We start from the raw sequence: 20,970 nt of genomic DNA, 5'->3' as shown, positions 1-20,970 counted from the left end.
GCCCGGTCGCAACCGATCAGCCGCAGGTCACCTTGATGTTGAAGTCCTTGGTGATCATTCCGGCCATCGGGTTCTTCAGGTCGGCACCCTGCGCCTGGCCCGTGATGGTGTAGGTCTTGCCGTCCACCGCCACGTCGGCCGAGCCGACCTTTGCACCCATGCTGTTGCTGACCGACAGCGCGTTGCCGTCGACAACCATTGCCAGCGACTCCACCTTCGGGGTGGCCTCGTCGGTCATCACGACGGCGAGCGCCTGCCGTCCGCCGCTGGAACCACTGCCGATGTTGATCTTGCCGCCGGTCTTGACGCACGTCACCGAGGCCGGGTCCAGGCCCGCCAGGTCGGCGCCACCAACCTTGACCTGCGCCCCGCCGCCGCTGGCGACGCTGGGCGCCGTGCTCGATGCCGGGCTGGCCGTGTGGCCGCCGCTGGAACACCCCACGAGCACCGATGCGGCGCCCAGTGTCCCAATCGCAGCCGCGAGAAGTCGCTTCACTTGTCGTTTCCTTCCTCCATGCGCCGCCCCGATGGCGTCGTCATGGCGCAAGTACAGATCCCCGGATTCGCTACCGATCCCAAATTTCGCGGCGCCGAGCCGGTAGGCTGCGTCGATGTCGGCGCTGACGAAGGGAGGCACGCGATGCTGAGCGTGAAGTGGCTGGAAAAGCCTGAGGCCCATGACTTTCCGGCGGCGGCGGATTACCTCACCATGCTCGCGGACTCCGCGACCGTCAAAAAGGTGATCAAAAAGTTGAAGGCCGGCACGGTCACGCATCGCAAGGCCAAGGACATCCTGCGTGCCGCCGGGCTGGGGCTGCTGCCGGTCGACAATCCCCATGTCGCGGCGGACCTCACCAAAATCGAGAAGGGCCAGGCGCTGTCGCCCATCCTGCTGGTGCGCGGTGACTTCCCGATCGGCGTCCCGTCGCAGATCGCCGACGGGTATCACCGCGTGTGCGCGAGCTACCACACCGACGAGAACACCGACATCCCGGTCGTCATCGCGGCCGTGAGCCGCTAATCGAGGATGTGACCATGATCGACATCAAGAGCGTGGAAAACGTGCAGGTGCTGACGCTTTCGTCCGGCCCCGTCAACGCCCAGGACGTCGAGTTACTCGACGAACTGACCTCGGCGGTTCGCGAGCTGGGGCGTTCGGACGCCGGCGCGCTGGTTGTCACCGGAGCCGGCCGGGCGTTCAGCGCCGGGGTCGACCTCAACCGCGTCGTCGACGGGGGCACCGCCTACACCGATCGGCTGGTCCCGGCGCTGTCCGCGGCGTTCGAGGCGATGTTTTCCTATCCGGGACCGACCGTGGCGGCGATCAACGGCGCCGCCATCGCGGGCGGGTGCGTGCTCGCGTGTGCCTGCGACCGCCGCCTGATCGCGCCTGAGGCGCCCATCGGAGCGGCCGAGGTGCGGGTCGGGGTGCCGTTTCCGGTCGCGGCACTGGAGGTGATGCGCTACGCGTGTGGGGACCACGCCGAGGAAGTGCTGCTGGTTGGTCGCAACTATCGGGGGCCCGAGGCCGTCGCTCGTGGACTCGCCCATCGCGTGGTCGCCGACAATCTCCTGGAGGAGGCCGTGGCGGAGGCCTCGGATCTCGGTGGCATCCCCACCGACGCCTATCGCCAGACCAAGACCCAGCTGCGGGCCCCGACGATGGCGAGGATTCGTGCGGGTGGCGCTATCGACGACGAGGTCCGTCAGATGTGGGGCGCGGACGAGACCCAGCAACGCATCGCCGCCTACGTCGAGCGCCTGCGACGGCGCGACTGATCAGAGCCGGCTATTCCTCGTCGAGGGCGACCCCGCCCCTGGTACGCCGGCGCCGCATCCGGTGCGACCCCTTCCCCGTCGGGCGACGGTTGCGCAGCCTGGCCTGGCCTTCCTCTGCCTCTTCGCCGGACTCTTCCGTCGCGGCTTCGGGTTCCGCCGCAGCCTCGGAGGTCTCGGCGGCGTCGGAGGTCTCGGCCGTGACGGTCTCGGCCTCTTCCGGCTCGCCGGCCTCGGCTTCCTCGGAGGCTTCGGTGTCGTCCTCGGTGGCCTCGGTGTCTTCGTCGGCCTCGTCGCCGCCCTCGTCGGCTTCGGCCTCGTCGCCCTTCTTGCGGCGCAGCCGGGGTTTCTTGGGTTCCTTCGCCTTGATCGGCTTCGGCGGTGGCGGCGGCAACTCGGCGACAAACGACAGGTAGAACGCGAAGAACCCGAGCAGCGCGATCGCGGCGGCCGCGCCATAGATCGCGAAAAGATACTGTCCGGCGGCGTCCAGGTTCAGCCAGATCTCGCTGATCGCCGCGCCGATGATCAACACGCCCGCCAGCACATGGCCCACGATCGAGGCGACCCGTAGCGTCAGGGCCAGCCGCGGCGTCCCCAGCTCCGGCCTGCGCACCCGCAACAGGTTGAACACCACCGGCAGTGCGGCCGAGGCAAACAGCGCACCCGTCGTGATACGCAGCGCCGTCCCCAACGAATGCGCGGTGTCACCCATCAGCTCCGGCCAACGGGGCAACACGAAAAAGAAATAGAGGACGCCGGCAGCGATCGAGAAAGACGCGTGCCACGGGATGGCGACCTTGCGCCCCATACGCCTCCTCATGCTGGTTGGCTCAAGCCAGCCTAAAGGCGACCAACCCGATTCCAAACCATCGTGCCCGTCCGCATGGCGGACCAATTGCGGAGGATGCGGGATTTGAACCCGCGAGGGCTGTTAACCCAACCCGCGTTCCAGGCGAGCGCCATAGGCCACTAGGCGAATCCTCCGTGGCCATGGTAACCGAGGCCGCCGTAGCGGCCGCCACGCGCTCCGCGCCGGGTACTACACTCGCCGATGGACCCCGCGCGGCGTCTATCCTGTGAACTCCCCCAGGGCCGGAAGGCAGCAAGGGTCAATGGGCTCTGTCGGGTGCGCGGGGTCCCCTATATCCATTGAGTGGCGACCCGCTTCGCCCGGCTCCGCCGCGCTTGCGATCGCCACTAGGTTTGATGAGTGGCGACCCGCTTCGCCCGGCTCCGCCGCGCTTGCGATCGCCACTAGGTTCCCGCCTTCGACAGCGAAAGGGTCCACCGTGCCGCTGGATTCCCTCAGCCCGCAAGACCTTGCCGCCGCACACGCGCGCAACCAGCAGGATTACGCGGATCTGCAGGCCAAGAAGTTGGCCCTCGACCTGACCCGCGGCAAACCGGCGCCGGAGCAACTCGACCTGTCCAACCAGCTGCTCAGCCTGCCCGGCGGCGACTACCGCGACGGCGAGGGCACCGACACCCGCAACTACGGCGGCCTGCACGGCCTGCCCGAGCTGCGCGCCATCTTCGGCGAGCTGCTCGGCATCGGCGTGCCCAACCTGATCGCCGGCAACAACTCCAGCCTGGAGTTGATGCACGACCTGGTGGCCTTCTCGATGCTCTACGGCGGGGTCGACTCGCAGCGCCCCTGGAAGGACGAAGCGAGCGTCAAGTTCTTGTGCCCCGTTCCCGGCTATGACCGGCACTTCGCGATCACCGAGACGATGGGCATCGAGATGATTCCCGTCCCGATGCTGGCCGACGGTCCCGACGTCGACCTGATCGAGGAACTGGTCGCCGCCGACCCCGCCATCAAGGGCATGTGGACGGTGCCGGTGTTCGGCAACCCCACCGGGATCACCTATTCGTGGGAAACGGTGCGACGGCTGGTCCAGATGCGCACGGCGGCCCCGGACTTCCGGCTGTTCTGGGACAACGCGTACGCCGTGCACACGCTGACGCACGACTTCCCTCACCAGATCGACGTGCTGGGTCTGGCCGCCGCGGCCGGCAACCCGAACCGCCCCTACCTCTTCGCGTCCACGTCCAAGATCACCTTCGCCGGTGCCGGCGTGAGCTTCCTGGGCGGATCACTGGGCAACATCGCGTGGTACCTGCAGTACGCAGGGAAGAAGTCGATCGGCCCGGACAAGGTCAACCAGCTGCGGCACCTGCGCTTCTTCCGCGACGCGGACGGGGTGCGCCTGCACATGCTGCGGCACCAGCAGATACTGGCGCCCAAATTCGAGCTGGCGTTGGACATCCTGGACAAGAGGCTGGGCGACTCCAAGATCGCCTCGTGGACCGAGCCTCAGGGCGGCTACTTCATCAGCCTCGATGTGTTGCCCGGGACGGCGCGCCGCACGGTGGCGCTGGCGAAGGACGCGGGCATCGCGGTGACCGAGGCGGGCGCGTCGTTCCCGTACCGAAAAGATCCCGACGACAAGAACATCCGGATCGCGCCCACCTTCCCGTCGCTGCCGGACCTGCGCGACGCGGTCGACGGGCTGGCCACCTGCGCGCTGCTGGCTGCCTCGGAATCGCTGCTCGTCTCCGCCGCATCGAGTGTGAGCTGAGGGCGACGACACGCCGCGCGAGTCCGCCGTAGGTTCACGCTCGAAGCCGCTGCCGCACACTCGATGCCCGGCGGGCTGTCGTCGGCCGGCGCCGGTAGCCTGCTGACCGTGGCCCTCTACCGCAAGTACCGACCGGCAAGCTTCGCCGAGGTGGTGGGGCAGGAGCATGTCACCGAACCGCTGTCGATCGCCCTGGAGGCCGGTCGCATCAACCACGCCTACCTGTTTTCCGGCCCCCGGGGCTGCGGGAAGACGTCGTCGGCGCGCATCCTGGCCCGGTCGCTTAACTGCGCGCAGGGCCCGACGGCCACCCCGTGCGGGGTCTGCGAATCCTGTACGGCGCTCGCCCCCAACGCTCCCGGCAGCATCGACGTGGTGGAACTGGACGCCGCCAGCCACGGCGGCGTGGACGACACCCGCGAGCTGCGGGACCGCGCGTTCTACGCGCCGGCGCAGTCGCGCTATCGGGTGTTCATCATCGACGAGGCGCACATGGTGACCACCGCGGGTTTCAATGCCCTCCTCAAGATCGTGGAGGAGCCGCCCGAGCACCTCATCTTCATCTTCGCCACCACCGAACCGGAGAAGGTGCTGCCGACGATCCGGTCGCGCACCCACCACTACCCTTTCCGGCTGCTGCCGCCGAAGACCATGCGGGCGTTGATCGGGCGGATCTGCGAGCAGGAGGGCGTCGTCGTCGACGACGCGGTGTACCCGCTGGTGATTCGCGCCGGCGGCGGCTCGCCGCGCGACACGCTGTCGGTGCTGGACCAGCTTGTCGCGGGGGCCGAGGACAACCACCTGACCTACCAACGGGCGCTCGGGCTGCTGGGGGCCACCGATGTCGCGCTGATCGACGATGCAGTGGACGCCCTGGCCGCGTCGGACGCCGCGGCGCTGTTCGGTGCGGTGGAATCGGTGATCGATGCGGGCCACGACCCGCGGCGGTTCGCCACCGACCTGCTGGAGCGGTTCCGCGACCTTCTGGTGCTGCAGGCCGTTCCGGACGCCGTCAGTCGCGGCGTGGTGGATGCCCCGGAGGATGTGCTCGACCGGATGCGTGACCAGGCGACCCGCCTCGGGGCGGCCACGCTGACCCGCTACGCCGAGGCCGTGCAAGCGGGGCTGGGTGAGATGCGGGGCGCGACGGCCCCGCGCCTGCTGCTCGAGGTCGTCTGCGCGCGGCTGCTGCTGCCGTCCGCCAGCGACACCGAGTCGGCGCTGCTGCAGCGCGTCGAGCGCATCGAGACTCGGCTGGACATGTCGATTCCCGCCGCCGAGGCGGCCGCCGCGCACCCGCCCCGGCCGGTTGCGGCGCCTGTCCGGTCACGCAAGGAGGCGGCTCCCAAGGAGGCCCCCCCGCCCCGCGAGGCCCCCCCGCCCCGCGAGGCCGCGCCGCCCCGGGAGGCCGCGCCGCCCGTCTCCAAGCCCGAGCCACCGCCCGAGCCGACGCCCGAGCCGGCCCCGGCGGCCGCCCCCGAGCCGGTGGGCGCGCCGGGCGAACTGAACGCCGCGGCGGTGCGAACCATGTGGCCGACGGTGCGCGACAAGGTGCGCCAGCGCAGCCGCACCACTGAGGTGATGCTGGCGGGCGCCACCGTCCGCGCGATCGAGGACAACACGCTGGTGCTGACACATTCCTCGGCGCCACTGGCCAAGCGGCTGTGCGAACAGCGCAACGCCGACGTCATCGCCGAAGCGCTCAAGGACGCGCTCGGCGTCAACTGGCGGGTGCGCTGCGAGGTGGGCACCGCGGCCCCGGTCGAGTCGGCCCCGCCGACGCCGAGGGCCGCCGAGCCCCCGCCCGACGTGGCCCAGCGGGACGAAGAGGAACACATGCTCGCCGAGGCCGGCCGCACGGAGCCGTCGGAGCCGCGCCGCGACCCCGAGGAGGTCGCGCTCGAACTGCTGCAGAACGAGCTCGGCGCCCGCCGGATCGATAACTCCTGAGCCAGCCCCTACGGCGTCCACCAGGGCCGCAGCGGCAGCTGGTCGTCGCCCCGGGCGGCGACGTTGGCCGCCAGCACGTGGTGCAGCTGCAGGTTGTTCTGCTCGAAGGCCACCCGCGAGGCCGCCATGTACAGGCCCCACACCTTGGCGGTGGCCACGCCGACCTCGCCGACGGCTTCGTCCCAGTGCTCGACCAGGTTGCGGCACCAGTCCCGCAGCGTCATCGCGTAGTGGTGCCGGAAGTTCTCCTCGTGCAGCACCTCGAAGCCGACGTCCTGGACCTCGGTGATGATGCGGCCCGACCCGGTCAGCTCGCCGTCCGGGAAGACATACCGGTCGGTGAAGCCGCCAGCGAAGGACGTCGACTTGTTGTCATGGCGGGTGATGCAGTGGTTGAGCAGCAGGCCGCCGGTGCGCAGCTTCGACTTCAGGAACCCAAAGTAGGCCGGGTAGTTCTTGACGCCGATGTGCTCGGTCAACCCGATCGAGGACACGGCGTCGAATCCGCCCTCGGCGATGTCGCGATAATCGGAATGGCGGACCTCGGCGAGGTCCGCGAGTCCTTCCTGCTCGATCGCGCGCCGCGCCCATTTCGCCTGCTCACCGGACAGGGTCGCGCCGATCACCCGGACGCCGCGCCGCGCGGCGAAGCGGACCATGCCGCCCCATCCGCAGCCGACGTCGAGCAGCCGGTCGCCCGGCCGCAGCCGCAACTTCTCGAAGACCAGTCGGTATTTGTTGTCCTGGGCCTCTTCCAGCGTCGCGTCGGCGTCGGGGTAAACGGCGCACGTGTACGTCATCGACGGGCCGAGCACCCACTCGTAGAAGGTGTTGGAGACGTCGTAGTGGTGGTGGATGGCCTCGGCGTCGCGGGTCTTGGTGTGCATCAGCCCGTCGGCGATCCGCCGCCACCGGGGCGGCGTCTCCTGCGGCGGCGGGGCGACCGGCACCAGCCGCTCCAGCCCCATCGACCGCACGACGTTGGCGAGCACGCGCGCCGGCGGCCGCTTGAATTGGACGCGGTCGGTCAGCGTCGTGAGCAGCTGGTAGGGATCACCGGGGTGGACGCCGTACACGTCCAGGTCGCCCGCCACGTACGCGCGGGCCAGGCCGAGCTCGCCGGGAGCGGTGGCCAGGTAGGTGGCGCCGCGCGGCGTCCGCAGGTCCAGGCCCAGTTCGGCGTCCGCGCTGCCCGCGGTGCTGCCGTCGTAGGCCGTGAACTTCAGGGGATGGCGCCCGGTCGCGGCGAAGACCTCCAGGATCTGCGCCATGCTGAGCTTTCCGGTGGTGCGGTGGGGCTCTCTGGTGGTCGTCATCGCCGTTGTACCGCCTTTGCGTAGAGGTCGAGGAGACGGGAATCGGGATCGTAGGTTTTCTTGACCGTGCTGTAGGCCTCGCCGCCGTACAACTCGTCGAATTCCTCGCGGGCGTAGTACGAGTCGGAATATAGCGACTTGTGCCCGCCGAGTTCGCTCACCTTCGCCTCGATCGTCCGGTTGGTCCCGCCTTCCGTGGTGCCCGCCGGCACCGAAGACCAAAAGCCGACATTGACGTACGTGTGGTCGGGCCGCATCGGATACAGCGGCCAGCCCTCGTGGTCGCGCAGCCGCAGCGGACACAGCCAGAGCGGGGTGATGGGCACGCTGCCCAGGAACCACTCCAAGAATTCGCAGGTCCGCTCGACCGGCACCTCCACGTCCTGGACCACCCGCTCGCGCGGGGGACGGCCCTTGCGCTTCTCTATCCGGTCGGCGATGCCGAAGCGCTGGTCCATGGCGACGAGCTTCGAGTAGACGCTGCTGCGCCGGTAGCGGCGCGGCCACCAGGGCCGCAGCCGGGGGTTCTGCACACCGAACGCGCGCGAGCACCAGAACCAGTCGGTGTCCCAGCGCCAGAAATAGTCGTGCATGGTCAGCCGGTCGTCCTTGATGGCTTCCACTCCGGGAGAGTCGTGCCGGATGGACTGGTAGTAGATGTCTTTTCCGGTGTAATCGCTGACCGGCCCCGGGGTGGTGGTTCGCCGGCCCACGCACAGGTAGCTCTCGTCGGCGCTGAACACCACGCCGTCCAGGTAGTCGACGGGTGTTCCGCCCTGGCCGCCGGTGTCGATGATGCGTTCCATGGCCGCGACCAGCGCGGGCAACGAGCGGAAGCGGACGTGCCGTAACGCCACAAACGGTGCGACCTGCTCCAGCTCGATCCGCAGCCGGGTCGAATAGCCAAGCGTCCCATAGGAATTGGGAAAGGCGCGGAACAGGTCGGCGTGCTGGGTGCGGGATGCGGTAAGCAACTCGCCGGCGCCCGTGAGAATGTCCATCTCCAGCACCGATTCGTGCGGCAGGCCATTGCGAAACGACGCTGACTCGATGCCCAAGCCGCTGACCGCCCCACCGAGCGTGATGGTCTTCAACTGCGGGACGACCAGCGGCGAAAGGCCAAAAGGCAAGGTCGCGGCGACCACATCCTCGTAGGTGCACATGCCGGCCACCTCGGCGGTACGCGATTCGGGATCGACACTCAGCACGCCGGTCAGCCCCGATGTGTCCAGGCCGGGGGCGTCGCGTTTGGCCCGGGCGCGGAACAGATTTGAGGTTGGTTTGGCGAGTCGGACGACTGACGTCGCCGGGATGGATCGATAACTCGCCATCAACCGGTCAACGCCCGACTTGTGCGCTGAGAGTGCAGATCCAGGGACAGGCACCACATATACCCTAGTCTTCGACCACAGCCCGTGCACCCGCGCGCGGGCGGGCTATAGCTTCAGGAGTTGTTTTGGGACAGGTGAGTGCTGCCAGCACGATTTTGGTCAATGTGGAGCCGGCCGCCACCCTGGCGGCGGTCGCGGATTATGAGACGGTGCGTCCGAAAATTCTGTCCCCGCAATACAGCGACTACCAGGTGTTACAGGGCGGTCAGGGAGCGGGCACGGTCGCCAAATGGAAGTTACAGGCCACCAAGTCCCGCGTCCGCGACGTGCAGGTCAACGTCGACGTCGCCGGCCACTCGGTCATCGAGAAGGACGCGAACTCGTCGATGATCATCAACTGGACGGTGGCCCCCGCCGGACCCGGCTCGAGCGTCACCGTGAAGACCACCTGGACCGGCGCAGGCGGAGTCAAGGGATTCTTCGAAAAGACCTTTGCACCACTGGGATTGAAGAGGATTCAGGGCGAGGTCTTGGAAAACCTGAAGCGGGAGCTGGAGAGCTAGGTGCGACTGGCGACCGCCACCGTCGGGCCGAGCGGGCGGGTGCGGAACTCAACCTTGATCGCCGGATCCGCATGCTCTGCGAGCGCCGTCAGGGCCGACGGGCTGTAGGCCCGTAACGAGCTGATGACCCCGTCGTGTGCCAACGGGATCAACCGAGTGAACGGCAGCACCGCCGCGAGCACCACGACGTGGAGCGGCGCCGGGGGCCTGCGGAGGTCGATGATCAGCAACTTCTTCGCTGCGCGGGTCCCTTCGGCGAATACCCGGGCCGCCTGCTCAGGGGGCAGGTGGTGCAGCGACAACGCGAACAGCGCCAGGTCGTAATGGCCGTCCGGGGCGTCAATCGCGGTGGCGTCCATCTGCCGGACCGTGGCGCGCGGGTGGGCCCCCAGGTCGCCGGCCGCGACCTCGGCGACGAACGCGGGATCGACGTCGGTGACCGTGACATGCGCCGTGGGGTGATTGGCCAGCAGCCTGCGCGACAGACCGCCGAACCCGGCCCCGAGTTCGAGGATCGCCGGGGAGGGCACGTCCTCTACCTCGGCGAGCACCATCCGGGCTAATCCCTCGTGAGCGCGGGACCGCCGCCGTTCGGCGCGGTCGAGCGCGGCGATCACCCTGCGTTTGAGATCGTCGACGTCGTCGCGGTCCAGGTATTCCAGCCGGTCGGTTTGTAACCTCCGGTCCAGCCAGGACGCGTCCGGCCCACCCCGGGGCATGCTCGCAAAGTCGACCGTATCAACCGCGTGCCGTTTCTTCACCGTGACCGCCTCGCGTTCTCCAGGGCAAATTTGAGGTGCTCGCCGTACATGTTGAGTGACGAGGTGGTCAACATGTCATAGTGCGAGCAGTCGATCGAGTACGCCGTGAACGCCCCGGCCGTGTGGGATTTCCATTTCTTCAGCCGGGACCGGGCAGCCAGTTGGGTTCCCATCTTGTGCATTTGCTCCAATAGTGTTGGGTCGCTGCCGTTTCGGTGCCCATTGCGGGCAGCGGAGAACAGGACCATGTCGCCGTCGAAGACCTCGGGCTCGTGTTCGGCCAAAAACGATTGGCTGGCAGTGGCGCATTTGACCATGAACTCCAACAGCTCTTTCGGCGGCAGGACCGAGTTGCCCAGCTTCCGGCGAAGCAACTCCTCGGCGCGCTGATAGGTGAGGGGCCCCGAACGAGCGTCCACGCCGTTGGCCCGCAGAATGCGCTCCAGGATCTGACTCTCGGCCGATGCACCAATCCTGTTGGCGCTGAACCTGGATATGCCTTTGGTCGCCGAGTAGGGAGCGTCCAGCAAGACCAGGCTGTCGACCACGCATCCGCGTCGCTGTAACTCGATTGCGAGTTCGTGGGCGACGACGCCGCCGAATGACCAGCCCAGCAGCTTGTAGGGCCCGTCGGGATAGAGCCCTTGCAGGGTGTCGGCGTATCGGGCCGCCATGGCGCGAATCGACTCCGGTTCGCCCTCGCCGTTTTGTGGGACGCGGTTGATACCGATGATCGGGCAATCCAGGAATTCGCCGAGCGCTCGATATTGCCAGCTGAGTCCGAAACCGTCATGAATACACCACAGTGGAACGCCGCTGCCTTCCTTGAGGGTCTCGACGGGCACCAACTCCTCGGCGCTCGCGGGGGTGCCCAGTTGCCGGCTCAGGCGCCGGACTGACGGCGCGTAGAACAGGGTGCGCACCGCCAGCCCCGCATCCAGGGCGGCGTTGATCGCCGCGGTTGCCCGCATCGCCGAAATGCTGTCGCCCCCCAGGTCGAAGAACGAGTCGTCGACCCCGACGCGCTCCACACCCAGCACCTGCGCGTAAATGTCGGCCAGGATCTTCTCGACCGAGTTCGCCGGGGCGCGGTACCGCTCGCCGTCGGCGTACCGGGGCGCCGGCAGCGCGCGGACGTTCAGCTTGCCGTTGACCGTCAGCGGCAGCGTCTGCACCGCCACCACCGCCGCCGGGACCATGTGGGCGGGCAGCCGTTCGGCCAGCACGCTGCGCGCCTCGGTCGGGTCGGCCGTGCCAGTGATGTAGCCGACCAGGCGCTTATCGCCGGGGCGGTCCTCGCGGGCGACCACGGCCGCACGCTCGACTCCGTCGAGTTCGGCCAGGGCGCTTTGGATTTCGCCGAGCTCGATCCGGTAGCCGCGGATCTTGACCTGATCGTCGGTGCGCCCGAGGTGCTCGAGTTGCCCGTCGGCGCGCCATCGCACCCGATCGCCGGTGCGGTACATCCGCGTGCCGGGCGGCCCGAACGGGCATGCCACAAACCGCGAAGCGGACAGCCCGGGCCGACGCCAATAGCCAACTCCGACACTATGTCCGACCACGTAGAGTTCGCCGACGACGCCGGCCGACACCGGGCGCAGCCAGTCGTCCAGCACGACGAGCGCGGCGCCGGGCACCGGCGCACCGATCGGCACGACATCGGATCCGGCTGTGAGCGGGGCGCTCAACGTCACCCACATCGTCGTCTCGGTGGGGCCGTATTCGTTGATCATCACCCGGCCTGGCGCCCAACGGTTCACGAGGTCGGGCGGGCAGGGCTCACCGCCGACCAGCAGCGTCACCGACTCCAATCCGTCGGGCGGGAGCATGCCCAGTGCGGTCGGCGTTTGGCACAGCACCGTGACCTCTTCGGTGACCAGCAGGTGGTGGAAGTCGGCCGGGGACGCGGCCACCGACTCCGGCACCACGACCAGCCGCCCGCCATTGAGCAGGGCGCCGAAGATCTCCCAGCCCGAGATGTCGAAACTGTAGGAGTGCCATTGTGTCCATACCTGTTGTGGCGAAGCCAGATTGGGATCGAGTGACCCGACGAGTTGGGTGACGTTGTGGTGGGTGATCGACACGCCCTTGGGGACGCCGGTGGTGCCTGAGGTATAGATGATGTAGGCCAAGTCCTCGGGGTCCGGCGGCGGCAAGGGTGTCGCCGGGTATGTCGTGACCCGGGGGTCGTCGACGTCGATGACCGGCAGTGCGGAACCGTCCAATCGGCCGGCCAGCCCGCCGGTCGCTATCGCGGCGATCGGCGCGGCATCGGCGATCATGAACTCGATCCGCTCCCGAGGCAGCGCCGGGTCGATCGGCAGATAGGCAGCGCCGGCCTTCAACACCGCCAGAATGCCGATGATCGCGTCAGCTGTGCGGGCGGACAGCAACGCTACGCACCGTCCGGGCCCCGCGCCTTGCTCGGTCAACAGGTGCGCCAGGCGGTTCGCCGACGCGTCGATTTCGCGGTAGGTCATCGAGCGACCGGCACAGGTGAGCGCCACGGCATCGGGGGTCCGACCGACCTGCGCGGCGAAGGACACCGGAATCGAAACGGTTGTGGTGGGCCGGTCCAGCGAGGCCAGGTTGCCCCAGGCGTCGAGGCGCGCGTGTTCGGGCTCGTCGAGTAGATCGAGGGCGGACAACCGGGCGGTCGGGTCGGCGGCCATAGCCTCCAGCACGCGCTCCAACTGCGTGATGAGTGTGTGGATGGTGTCGGTGTCGAAGACGCCGGTGTCGTATTCGAGGCGCACGCCGAGTTGCTCGCCCGTGCGGGCCTCCAATGTCAATGGGTAGTGGGTGGATTCGTGGGTGGTCAGGTCGGTGATCGCGAACTCGTGGGCACCCGCCATCTCGCTGGTGTCGACGGGATAGTTCTCGTAGACGAAGAGGGTGTCGAACAACTGGTCGTGGCCGGTGAGGTGGTGGATCGCCGAGAGCGCCAGGTGCTGGTGATCCAACGTTCGGTTGTGGGCCTGTTGGAGTTGGTTCAGCAATTCGGTGGTGCTGGTGGCGGCACCGATGGTGGCGCGCACCGGCACGGTGTTGATCAGCAGCCCCACAAGCGTTTCCGCGCCGGGCAGATCGGTTGGGCGCCCGGAGACCGCGGCGCCGAAGACGACGTCGTGCTGGCCCGTCAGCCACATCAGCAGTTGCGCCCAGCCGGCCTGCAACACCGTGTTGATGGTGGTGTGATGCGAGCGCGCCAGTTCGCTCAGCGCGTGCGTCGTCCCCTTGGAGAACCGGTGCGAGGCCTCGCCTCGGCGGCCGGGCCCCGCCCGGTTCGCGGGGCCGACGAGGGTCGGGGTGTCGAATCCGGCGAGTGTCTCGCGCCATGCGGCGTGGGCGGCCTCGAGGTCGCGATCGGCCAGCCAGGTGACGAACCTGCGATACGACGTGGACGCCGGGAGCCGCTGCCCGTAATACGCGGCGAACATCTCCTGCAGCAGGATCGACGTCGACCAGCCGTCGAGGACGATGTGGTGGTTGGTGACCACGATCCGGTGTTGGTTCGGTGCCGTGCGGATGAGTGCCACCCGGAAAGCCGGCGGATCCGCGAGGTCGCAGACGGCGACGCGTTCGGCCGTGCACAGTTGCCGGATCCGGGTGTCGGCGTCGTCGACGTGGTCCAGTTCGATGTACTGCCATCCCGGCTGGGGATCGGACGGGATGAGCTGAACGGGTTCGTCTTGGGCGCAAAAGCGGGCCGCGAGGTTGGGGTGGCGCTCGACCACCGTGTGCACCGCTGCGCGCATGCGGTCGGGGTCCAGCGGCCCGGTCACGCTGAAATCGAGCTGGACGGAATAGAGTTCGGCCAGGGCGTCGAACCCCTGTGTGGTGCTGGCATGGAACAGCAGGCCCTGCTGCAGCGGGGTGAGCGGCAGGATGTCGGCGATCGAGTACTGCTGTTGCAGGGTGTCGATCTGCTGTTGAGTGAGCCGCGCGGGGGCGATGTCGGAGGGGGTCAGCCCGCCGCCGCCCCGCCCGACGTGGGTGCAGATGCCGGCCAGGGCTTCGAACCACAGCCGGTTAAGTCGGCTGACGGCGGCTTGATCCAGCGCGGAGGGCGCCCAGGTCCAGGTGGCGTTCAGTGCGGGGCCGGCGTCGGTTTCGACGGCGACGGCGCTGAGCTCGACGGTGTGCATCAACGGCATGCTCACCGCAGACGCGGCCGCAGTGAACGCCGAGCCGTCCGCACTGATCAGCCACAGATCCTTCGACGCGTCGGGATCGGCGCCGTGGGAGCCAAGGCGTCCGAGGTAGTTGAATCCGATAGTGGGTTCGGGACCCGTCAGCGTGGTGTTGAGGTAGCGCAGCAGTCCATAGCTGAGGGGATCGGGAAGCGCGCGCAGTTGTTCCTTGGCGCGCTTGATGATTGGGCCGAGGCGGGCGTCGCCGGCCGTCACCAGCGGCCAGGGCAGCGCGCCGGCACTCAGCGCCACGGGGTATTTGGTGGTGAACCAGCCCACGGTCCGGGACAGGTCGACGTCGGCGGCGAGTTCTTCGTCGCGGCCATGGCCTTCGACGTCGAGAGCGATCGCCGCGTCGCCGGTGCCCAAGAATTCGGCGCAGGCCAACGCGAAGGCGATCAGCAGGACGTCCTGGATTCCCGCGTGGAATGCCGCGGGCGCGTCGCTCATCAGCAGGCGGGCGGTCTCACCGTCCAGCGAGGCGGTCAGGTGCCCGGCGGTGGCATAGGTGTCTGACGCCTCCGGTAGTGCCGGCGGCGTGGCCAAGACCCGTTGCCAGGTCTCGTTGTGCGCCAACACCGCTGGGTTGCCGGCATGTTGGACGAGGAGTGCGGACCACCGCTGGAATGACGTCCTCACTGGCGGAAGGGCTATGGGCTGGCCGCTGTGGTGTTGGGCCCATGCGATGTTGAGGTCTTCGAGCAGGATGCGCCATGACACCGCGTCGACGGCCAGATGGTGGATGATGATCGCCAACTGTCCGGTGGTGCTCGCCCACACGGCACTGAGCATGGCCCCGGCGGCGGGATCGAGCCGTGACCGGGCGGCGACGATCGCTTCGTCGGTGAGGGCGTCGACGGTGTGCAGTAGCGGCTCGGCATGCACCGATTCCGGTTCGGGCACAGTTAATTTCCAGCCTTCGGGACCGTCGTCGGCGCGTAGCCGCAGCATGGCGTGCCGGTCCAGCAGGGCCTGCAGCACGACCGTGACGTCGGCCATGTCGGCCCCCGCGGGTGCCTGCAAGACCATGGTTTGGTTGAACTGGTCGACGGGGCCGTCCACGCTGCGCAGCCAGCGGATGATCGGGGTGGCCGCCACCTCACCGATTCCCTCGTCGATGGGGCCTGCGTCGGCCACTCCGACCACCCGGGCCAGCCCGGCCACGGTCTGCTCGACGAAGATGTCGCGGGGGCGGCAGCTCAGGCCGGCCGCGCGGGCCCGCGACACCACCTGCATCGACATGATGCTGTCGCCGCCCAGGTCGAAGAACGACTCGTCGACCCCGACCCGGCCCAGCCCGAGTACTTGGGCGTAGATCGCGGCCAGGATTTCTTCGGTCGGGTTCTGCGGTGCGCGGAAGGGTGTGTCGGCAAAGACCGGCACGGGCAGCATTTTTCGGTCGATCTTGCCGGAGGAGGTCATTGGGAACTCGTCGAGCACCATGATCTGCGTCGGCAACATGTAGTCCGGTAGCCGGGCGCTCAACCGGCGACGCACCGCGCTGATCCGCGTGTTGTTGCGGGGGTCGTTCGCCGTGTCGTGTCGGCCATCCGGTTCCGGCAGGTACACGTCGCTGATGGTGGGAACGCGTTCCTCAGCGGCGTCCATGAAGATCGCATCGAGCGTGCCCGGCTGAGCGCCCCACGTGACCGCGACGCGATAGCCGAGGGCCTCGCCGAGGCGGTGCAATTCGTCGGGCGTCGCGGTGCCGGTTGGCTCCAAGCCGGAAGCCTGGGCGCGCGCGTCGGCCAGGGATAGCCCCGCGGCCAGGCCCTGTTCGATCCGGACGTCGGTGACCAATCCGGCGCGGGGGATGCCGGATATCCGGATGTCGGCGGGGCGGTGCGAGGTCAGTCGATCGTGCAGTCCGTCCAGGCCGGCGCAATCGGTCCACGCCCAGGTGGGGACGGCGGCCAGGGAATGCACCGATGTGGGCGCCTTGTGCAGGACGACGTCGTAGCGATACCGGGTGAGTTCGTTGTCGGCGGCTCCGCGCTTGACTTGGATGTCGAGCGCCGAGACCGCCGGATGGTCGACCGCCCAGGCGGTGAAAAACTCTGGGGCCAGCAGGAGTTCGGTTTCGCCGATCAGGGCGCGCTGGATACGGTGACGAAGTTCGGGGGCGTCGGCGTTGTCGCTGCGGGCGAGCGCGACCGACGTCTGGAAGGCACCCTGCAAGCCGTGGTTGCGGACATCGCCGATGAACAGGGATCCGCCCGGACGCAGGAGTTCCGTGACGCTCTCGATCAGGTCGGCCAGATATCCCGCGTTGGGGAAGTATTGAACGACCGAGTTGAGGATGACGGTGTCGAAGAAACCGAGCGGCAAGCCCTCGATCACGTGGGCGGGCCGAGTCAGGAGCTGGACGCGATCCCGCCACGGGAGCTCTAGCCGTTCCATCGAACGGGCGAGGTAATCGATTGCGGCCGCGGACATGTCGGTGGCGACGTAACGTTCGCACTGCGGGGCGATGTGTGAGAGAAGCAGGCCCAGGCCCACGCCGATCTCCAGCACCCGCCGAGGTCGCAGCGCCATGATCCGGTCCACCGTGGCCGACCGCCACTCCTCCATCTCCGTGAGCGGGATGGGCTCGCCGGTGTAGCTGCTGTTCCATCCCCGAAAGTCGGTGCCGAGTCCCGACGTGCCGGTCTCGGCGCCGTACAGGTCGTCGTAGACGTGCTGCCACTGCGCGACGATCTCGTCGTCATCGTCGTCGGCGGTGGTGGCGTGCTCGAGGGTCACGTAGGCGACGAGGTTGGCGCCGTTGCCGTTGTTGTGCACCGCGGCGGCGGCCATGGTGACGTGCGGGCAAGCCAGTAGGCTGTTCTCGATCTCCCCCAGCTCGATTCGTTGTCCGCGCAGTTTGACCTGGGTGTCGGCGCGTCCCAAATAGTCCAGGGTTCCGTCCGCGGTCCAGCGGACGAGGTCACCCGTGCGGTAGAGGCGTGATCCGGGATCCCCAAAGGGGTTGGCGATGAAACGTTCTGCGGTCAACGCCACTCGGCCGACATAGCCGTGGGCGACGGCATCTCCACCGAGGTACAGTTCGCCGACGACGCCGATGGGTGCTGGGTTGAGCCGGGTGTCCAGCACGAGGGCGCGCACCCCCGCGACGGGGTTGCCGATTCCCACTGGTTGCCCCGGCGACAAGGGTGCGCCGCAGGTGGCCCAGATTGTGGCCTCGGTGGGGCCGTAAGCGTTGAACATGCGCCTGCCCGGCGCCCAGGCGGCCGCTAACTCGCTTGGGCAGGCCTCGCCCGTGGTGATCAGCGTGCCGACCGCGTCGAGCCGTGCGGGGTCGAGCGAAGACAGCACCGACGGGGTCAAGACCGCGGCGTTGACGCGATGGTCGTGCAGCAACGCCGTTAACGCCTCGCCCGCAACGGATTCCGGCGGTGCCACCACCAGCGCCGCCTTCGAACCAACGGCGAGCAAGAATTCGCCGATCGATACGTCGAACGTCGGCGCGGCCAGCATCAGCAGCCTCGTTCCCGCGTTCAAGCCGAAGAGCTCGCCCAACGCGGCGATTTCCAGCAGGCCAGCGTGGCTGACCGCGACTCCCTTTGGGGTGCCGGTGGATCCGGAGGTGAAGATGACGTGGGCGGTGCTGTTCGCCGTCAGGGGCGCTAGGCGGTCGGCGTCCGTGATCGGTTCTGCGCTTCGTCCGGAGAGGTCCAATTCGTCGACGCGTAGCAGGCGGCGGTCGCCGGCCCCGGCAACGGTGTCGGCGTCGCGGGTCAACACGCATGTCGCGTTTACGGTGTCCAGGACGGTGGCGATGCGTTCGACGGGGTGCGTCGGGTCCACGGGCACATAGGTTCCGCCGGCTTTGACGACGGCCCACCAGGCGACCACCAGTTCCCAACACCGATCCATCGCGACGGCCACCGCGCGTTCCGCGCCGGCGCCCGCCTCTATCAGTACCCGCGCCAAGCGTGTCGACGCCTCGTCGAGCTCGCGGTACGACATCGAGCGGACACCGTCGACCACCGCCACGGCGTCCGGGTCGGCCGTCACCGCCGCGGCGATCAGCTGCGGCGCCACTCCCACCGGCGGTTCCACACCGGTACCGGCCCACCTTGATTGCACGAGTTCGCGCTCGCCACAATCCATCAACGAGATGGCGCCGACCACCACCGACGGGTCCGCGATCGCGGCGTCGAGCACCCGCCCGAACCGATCGACCAGGCGCTCGACGGTGGAGCGTTCGAACAGATCCGTCGCATAGGTCACCGATCCGGCGGCCCGTGGTGCGCCCGGGTCGTCGGTGGGCACCTCCACCAGTTCGAAGTCGAGGTCGAAGCGCGCAGCGCGGGTGGGCACGGCCCACTGTTCGACGCCGAGGCCGTCGATCGCGAATGCGTCCGGCCGCGCGTTGTTTTGCAGCACCATCAGCACTTGGAACAACGGATGGTGCGCGGCGGAGCGCGTGGGGTTGAGCTGCTCGACCAACCGTTCGAACGGCACGTCCTGATTGCTGTACGCGTCCAGGGCTTTATTACGCACCCGCGCAAGGACATCGGTGAATCGGCATGCCGGATCCACTTCCACCCGCAGCACCCAGGTGTTGACGAAGAAGCCGACCAGGTCGCTGAGCGCCCGATCCGACCGGCCCGCGATCGGTGTGCCCAGCACCACGTCGTCACCCACCCCGACCCGGTGCAACAGCACCGCCATGACCGCCTGCAAGACCATCGAGGCGGTCGCGTTGTGCGTCGCTGCCAGCTGCTTGACGCCGGCCCACGCCGTCGGCTCGATCACCAGATCCACTTCGGCGCCGCGGTAGCTCGGCTCCGCCGGCCGGACGTGATCCGCGGGTAGTGACACGATTTCCGGCAGGCCGGCCAATTCGCTTTGCCAGTAGCGCAATTGGTGGGAGGCCACACTGTCCGGGTCGGACTCGTCTCCGAGTAGCTCCTGATGCCACAGTGTGTAGTCCACGTATTGGACCGGCAGGTCGGCCCAGCTTGGCGCGAGCCCCGCAGATCGGTTCGCGTAGGCGACGCCGATGTCCCGGAACATGGGGGCCAGCGACCAACCGTCAAAGGCGATGTGGTGCAGCACGATCGCCAGCACGTGCTCGCCGGGTCCCGTCGAGTAGATCTGCGCGCGAATCGGGATCTCCGTCGCCAAGTCGAATCGGTGACTCGCGAGCGCGATCAACTCGCCGGCGACTTCGCCTTGATCGGTCAGCGACACCACCGTCGTGTCGCCGCGCCGCCACATTCCCGGCCGGGCCGCAAAGACCTGTTGGTATGGCACGCCGTCGATGTCCGGGAACACGGTGCGCAGCGATTCGTGGCGGTCGATCAGGTCGTCGATGGCCGCCGTCAGTGCGGCGACGTCCAGCTCCCCGGTGATCCGGAAGGCGGTCGGCATGTTGTACGTCGCCACCCCGCCCTCGAACTGGTTGACGAACCACATCCGGTTCTGCGCGAACGACAGCGGGATCCGCGCCGGGCGATCCCTGCGCACCAACGGCTTTCGTCGGCTTCCCCCGACGAGCCGGGGCGCGAGCTCCGCGACGGTGGGCGCGTCGAACAGCGTGCGCACCGAGACGTCGGCGTCCAAATCGGCGTTGATGGCGGCGATCAGGCGCATGGCAGACAACGAATCGCCGCCGAGGTCGAAGAAGGAGTCGTCGATGCCGACGCGGGTCAGGCCGAGGGTTTCGGCGTAGATGGTGGCCAGGATTTCCTCGATGGGGGTGGCCGGGGCGCGGTAGTGGTCGGTGTCGGTGTAGTCGGGTGGGGGTAGGGCGCGGGTGTCGAGTTTGCCGTTGAGGGTTGTGGGCAGGGTGTCGAGGACCACGATGGCGGCGGGCAGCATGTAGGGCGGGAGCTGGTCGGCTAGGGCGGCGCGCAGCTGGGCCGTGTCGGCGGTGCCGGGTTGGGTTTGGGTGATGTAGGCGGTGAGGCGTTTGTCGCCGGGGCGGTCCTCACGGGCGATGACCGCGGCGTGTTCGACACCGTCGAGGGCGGTCAGCGCGGCCTGGATTTCGCCGAGTTCGATGCGGTAGCCGCGGATTTTGACTTGTTCGTCGGCGCGCCCGAGGTAGTCCAGTTGCCCGTCGGGCCGCCAGCGCACCAGGTCCCCGCTGCGATACATTCGGGTGCCCGGCGGCCCGTACGGGCACGCCACGAACCGTGAGGCGCTCAGTCCGGGTCGGCGCCAATAGCCCAGCCCGACCCCGCGCCCGGCCACATACAACTCGCCGAGGACGCCGGGCGGGACCGGGTGCAGCCAGGGGTCCAGGACGAACAGCGCCGCCCCGGGCACCGGCGCCCCGATCGGGACCGCGGCCGAACCCGGGGTCAGGGGGGCGCTGATGGTGGCATAGACGGTGGTTTCGGTGGGGCCGTAGCCGTTGACCATGATCCGCCCGGGCGCCCAGCGCTGCACGATCTCGGCGGGGCAGGCCTCCCCGGCGGCCATCACCGCCACGCCATCCAGCCCGGTCGGGGACAGCGCGGCCAGCGCCGAGGGGGTCTGGCT

11 protein-coding genes, 1 tRNA gene and 1 other RNA gene are annotated in these 20,970 nt (G+C 68.4%); 6 read left to right on the top strand and 7 right to left on the bottom strand.

The window, feature by feature from the left end; translation table 11 throughout:
• Positions 1–16: 16 nt before the first annotated feature.
• A complete protein-coding gene (locus BRW65_RS11875; protein WP_073874776.1) occupies positions 17–496 on the bottom strand; it encodes a lipoprotein LpqH in 480 nt (159 codons plus the stop codon).
• Positions 497–640: 144 nt separating this feature from the next.
• Here BRW65_RS11875 and BRW65_RS11870 point away from each other — a divergent pair, with 144 nt between their 5' ends.
• Entirely contained in the window at positions 641–1,021 is a 381-nt protein-coding gene (locus tag BRW65_RS11870) for a hypothetical protein (RefSeq protein WP_073875053.1), read from the top strand.
• 14 nt (positions 1,022–1,035) lie between these two features.
• Positions 1,036–1,779 (top strand): enoyl-CoA hydratase/isomerase family protein, encoded by a 744-nt coding sequence (locus tag BRW65_RS11865; RefSeq protein WP_084187803.1) that lies wholly within the window; start codon positions 1,036–1,038, stop codon positions 1,777–1,779.
• A 10-nt stretch (positions 1,780–1,789) separates the two neighbouring features.
• Here the strand turns inward: BRW65_RS11865 and BRW65_RS11860 are convergent, their stop codons facing one another.
• Together BRW65_RS11860 and BRW65_RS11855 are read right to left on the bottom strand one after the other, a co-directional pair.
• On the bottom strand, positions 1,790–2,587 hold the full coding sequence (locus BRW65_RS11860; RefSeq protein WP_073874772.1) for a hypothetical protein: 798 nt from the start codon (positions 2,585–2,587) through the stop codon (positions 1,790–1,792).
• Positions 2,588–2,677: 90 nt separating this feature from the next.
• A tRNA-Ser gene (locus BRW65_RS11855) sits at positions 2,678–2,763 on the bottom strand.
• A 65-nt stretch (positions 2,764–2,828) separates the two neighbouring features.
• Here BRW65_RS11855 and ffs point away from each other — a divergent pair.
• From ffs to BRW65_RS11840, 3 genes are all read left to right on the top strand, one after another.
• An RNA gene (gene ffs / locus BRW65_RS11850) (signal recognition particle sRNA small type) lies at positions 2,829–2,925 on the top strand.
• A 143-nt stretch (positions 2,926–3,068) separates the two neighbouring features.
• Positions 3,069–4,361, top strand: a complete 1,293-nt coding sequence (locus BRW65_RS11845) for an aminotransferase class I/II-fold pyridoxal phosphate-dependent enzyme (RefSeq protein ID WP_139273034.1) — start codon at positions 3,069–3,071, stop codon at positions 4,359–4,361.
• A 108-nt stretch (positions 4,362–4,469) separates the two neighbouring features.
• Positions 4,470–6,311: a DNA polymerase III subunits gamma/tau gene (locus BRW65_RS11840; protein WP_073875047.1), complete on the top strand. Its 1,842-nt coding sequence runs from the start codon at positions 4,470–4,472 to the stop codon at positions 6,309–6,311.
• 8 nt (positions 6,312–6,319) lie between these two features.
• On the opposite strand, the gene BRW65_RS11835 is transcribed toward BRW65_RS11840, so the two are convergent.
• Positions 6,320–7,627 (bottom strand): class I SAM-dependent methyltransferase, encoded by a 1,308-nt coding sequence (locus BRW65_RS11835; protein ID WP_208611796.1) that lies wholly within the window; start codon positions 7,625–7,627, stop codon positions 6,320–6,322.
• The gene (locus tag BRW65_RS11830) at positions 7,624–9,015 is read right to left on the bottom strand and encodes an FAD-binding oxidoreductase (RefSeq protein WP_073874770.1); all 1,392 of its coding nucleotides are present in this window, start codon (positions 9,013–9,015) and stop codon (positions 7,624–7,626) included. Before BRW65_RS11830 ends, BRW65_RS11835 begins: the two co-directional genes overlap by 4 nt.
• A 68-nt stretch (positions 9,016–9,083) precedes the next feature.
• On the opposite strand from BRW65_RS11830, the gene BRW65_RS11825 reads away from it, so the two are divergent.
• On the top strand, positions 9,084–9,521 hold the full coding sequence (locus BRW65_RS11825) for an SRPBCC family protein (protein WP_073874768.1): 438 nt from the start codon (positions 9,084–9,086) through the stop codon (positions 9,519–9,521).
• On the opposite strand, the gene BRW65_RS11820 is transcribed toward BRW65_RS11825, so the two are convergent.
• Both BRW65_RS11820 and BRW65_RS11815 read right to left on the bottom strand, forming a co-directional pair.
• Positions 9,518–10,240 (bottom strand): class I SAM-dependent methyltransferase, encoded by a 723-nt coding sequence (locus tag BRW65_RS11820; RefSeq protein WP_073875045.1) that lies wholly within the window; start codon positions 10,238–10,240, stop codon positions 9,518–9,520. The genes BRW65_RS11825 and BRW65_RS11820 overlap by 4 nt on opposite strands.
• Positions 10,241–10,278: 38 nt before the next feature.
• A partial coding sequence (locus BRW65_RS11815) for a non-ribosomal peptide synthetase (protein WP_073874766.1) occupies positions 10,279–20,970 on the bottom strand: 10,692 nt, incomplete at its 5' end.

Origin of the sequence: Mycobacterium paraffinicum (assembly GCF_001907675.1) — a bacterium.
Lineage (GTDB): Bacteria > Actinomycetota > Actinomycetes > Mycobacteriales > Mycobacteriaceae > Mycobacterium > Mycobacterium paraffinicum_A.
The sequence above is the reverse complement of the archived record's forward strand: the minus strand, read 5'-3'. Positions and strand labels throughout refer to the sequence as shown.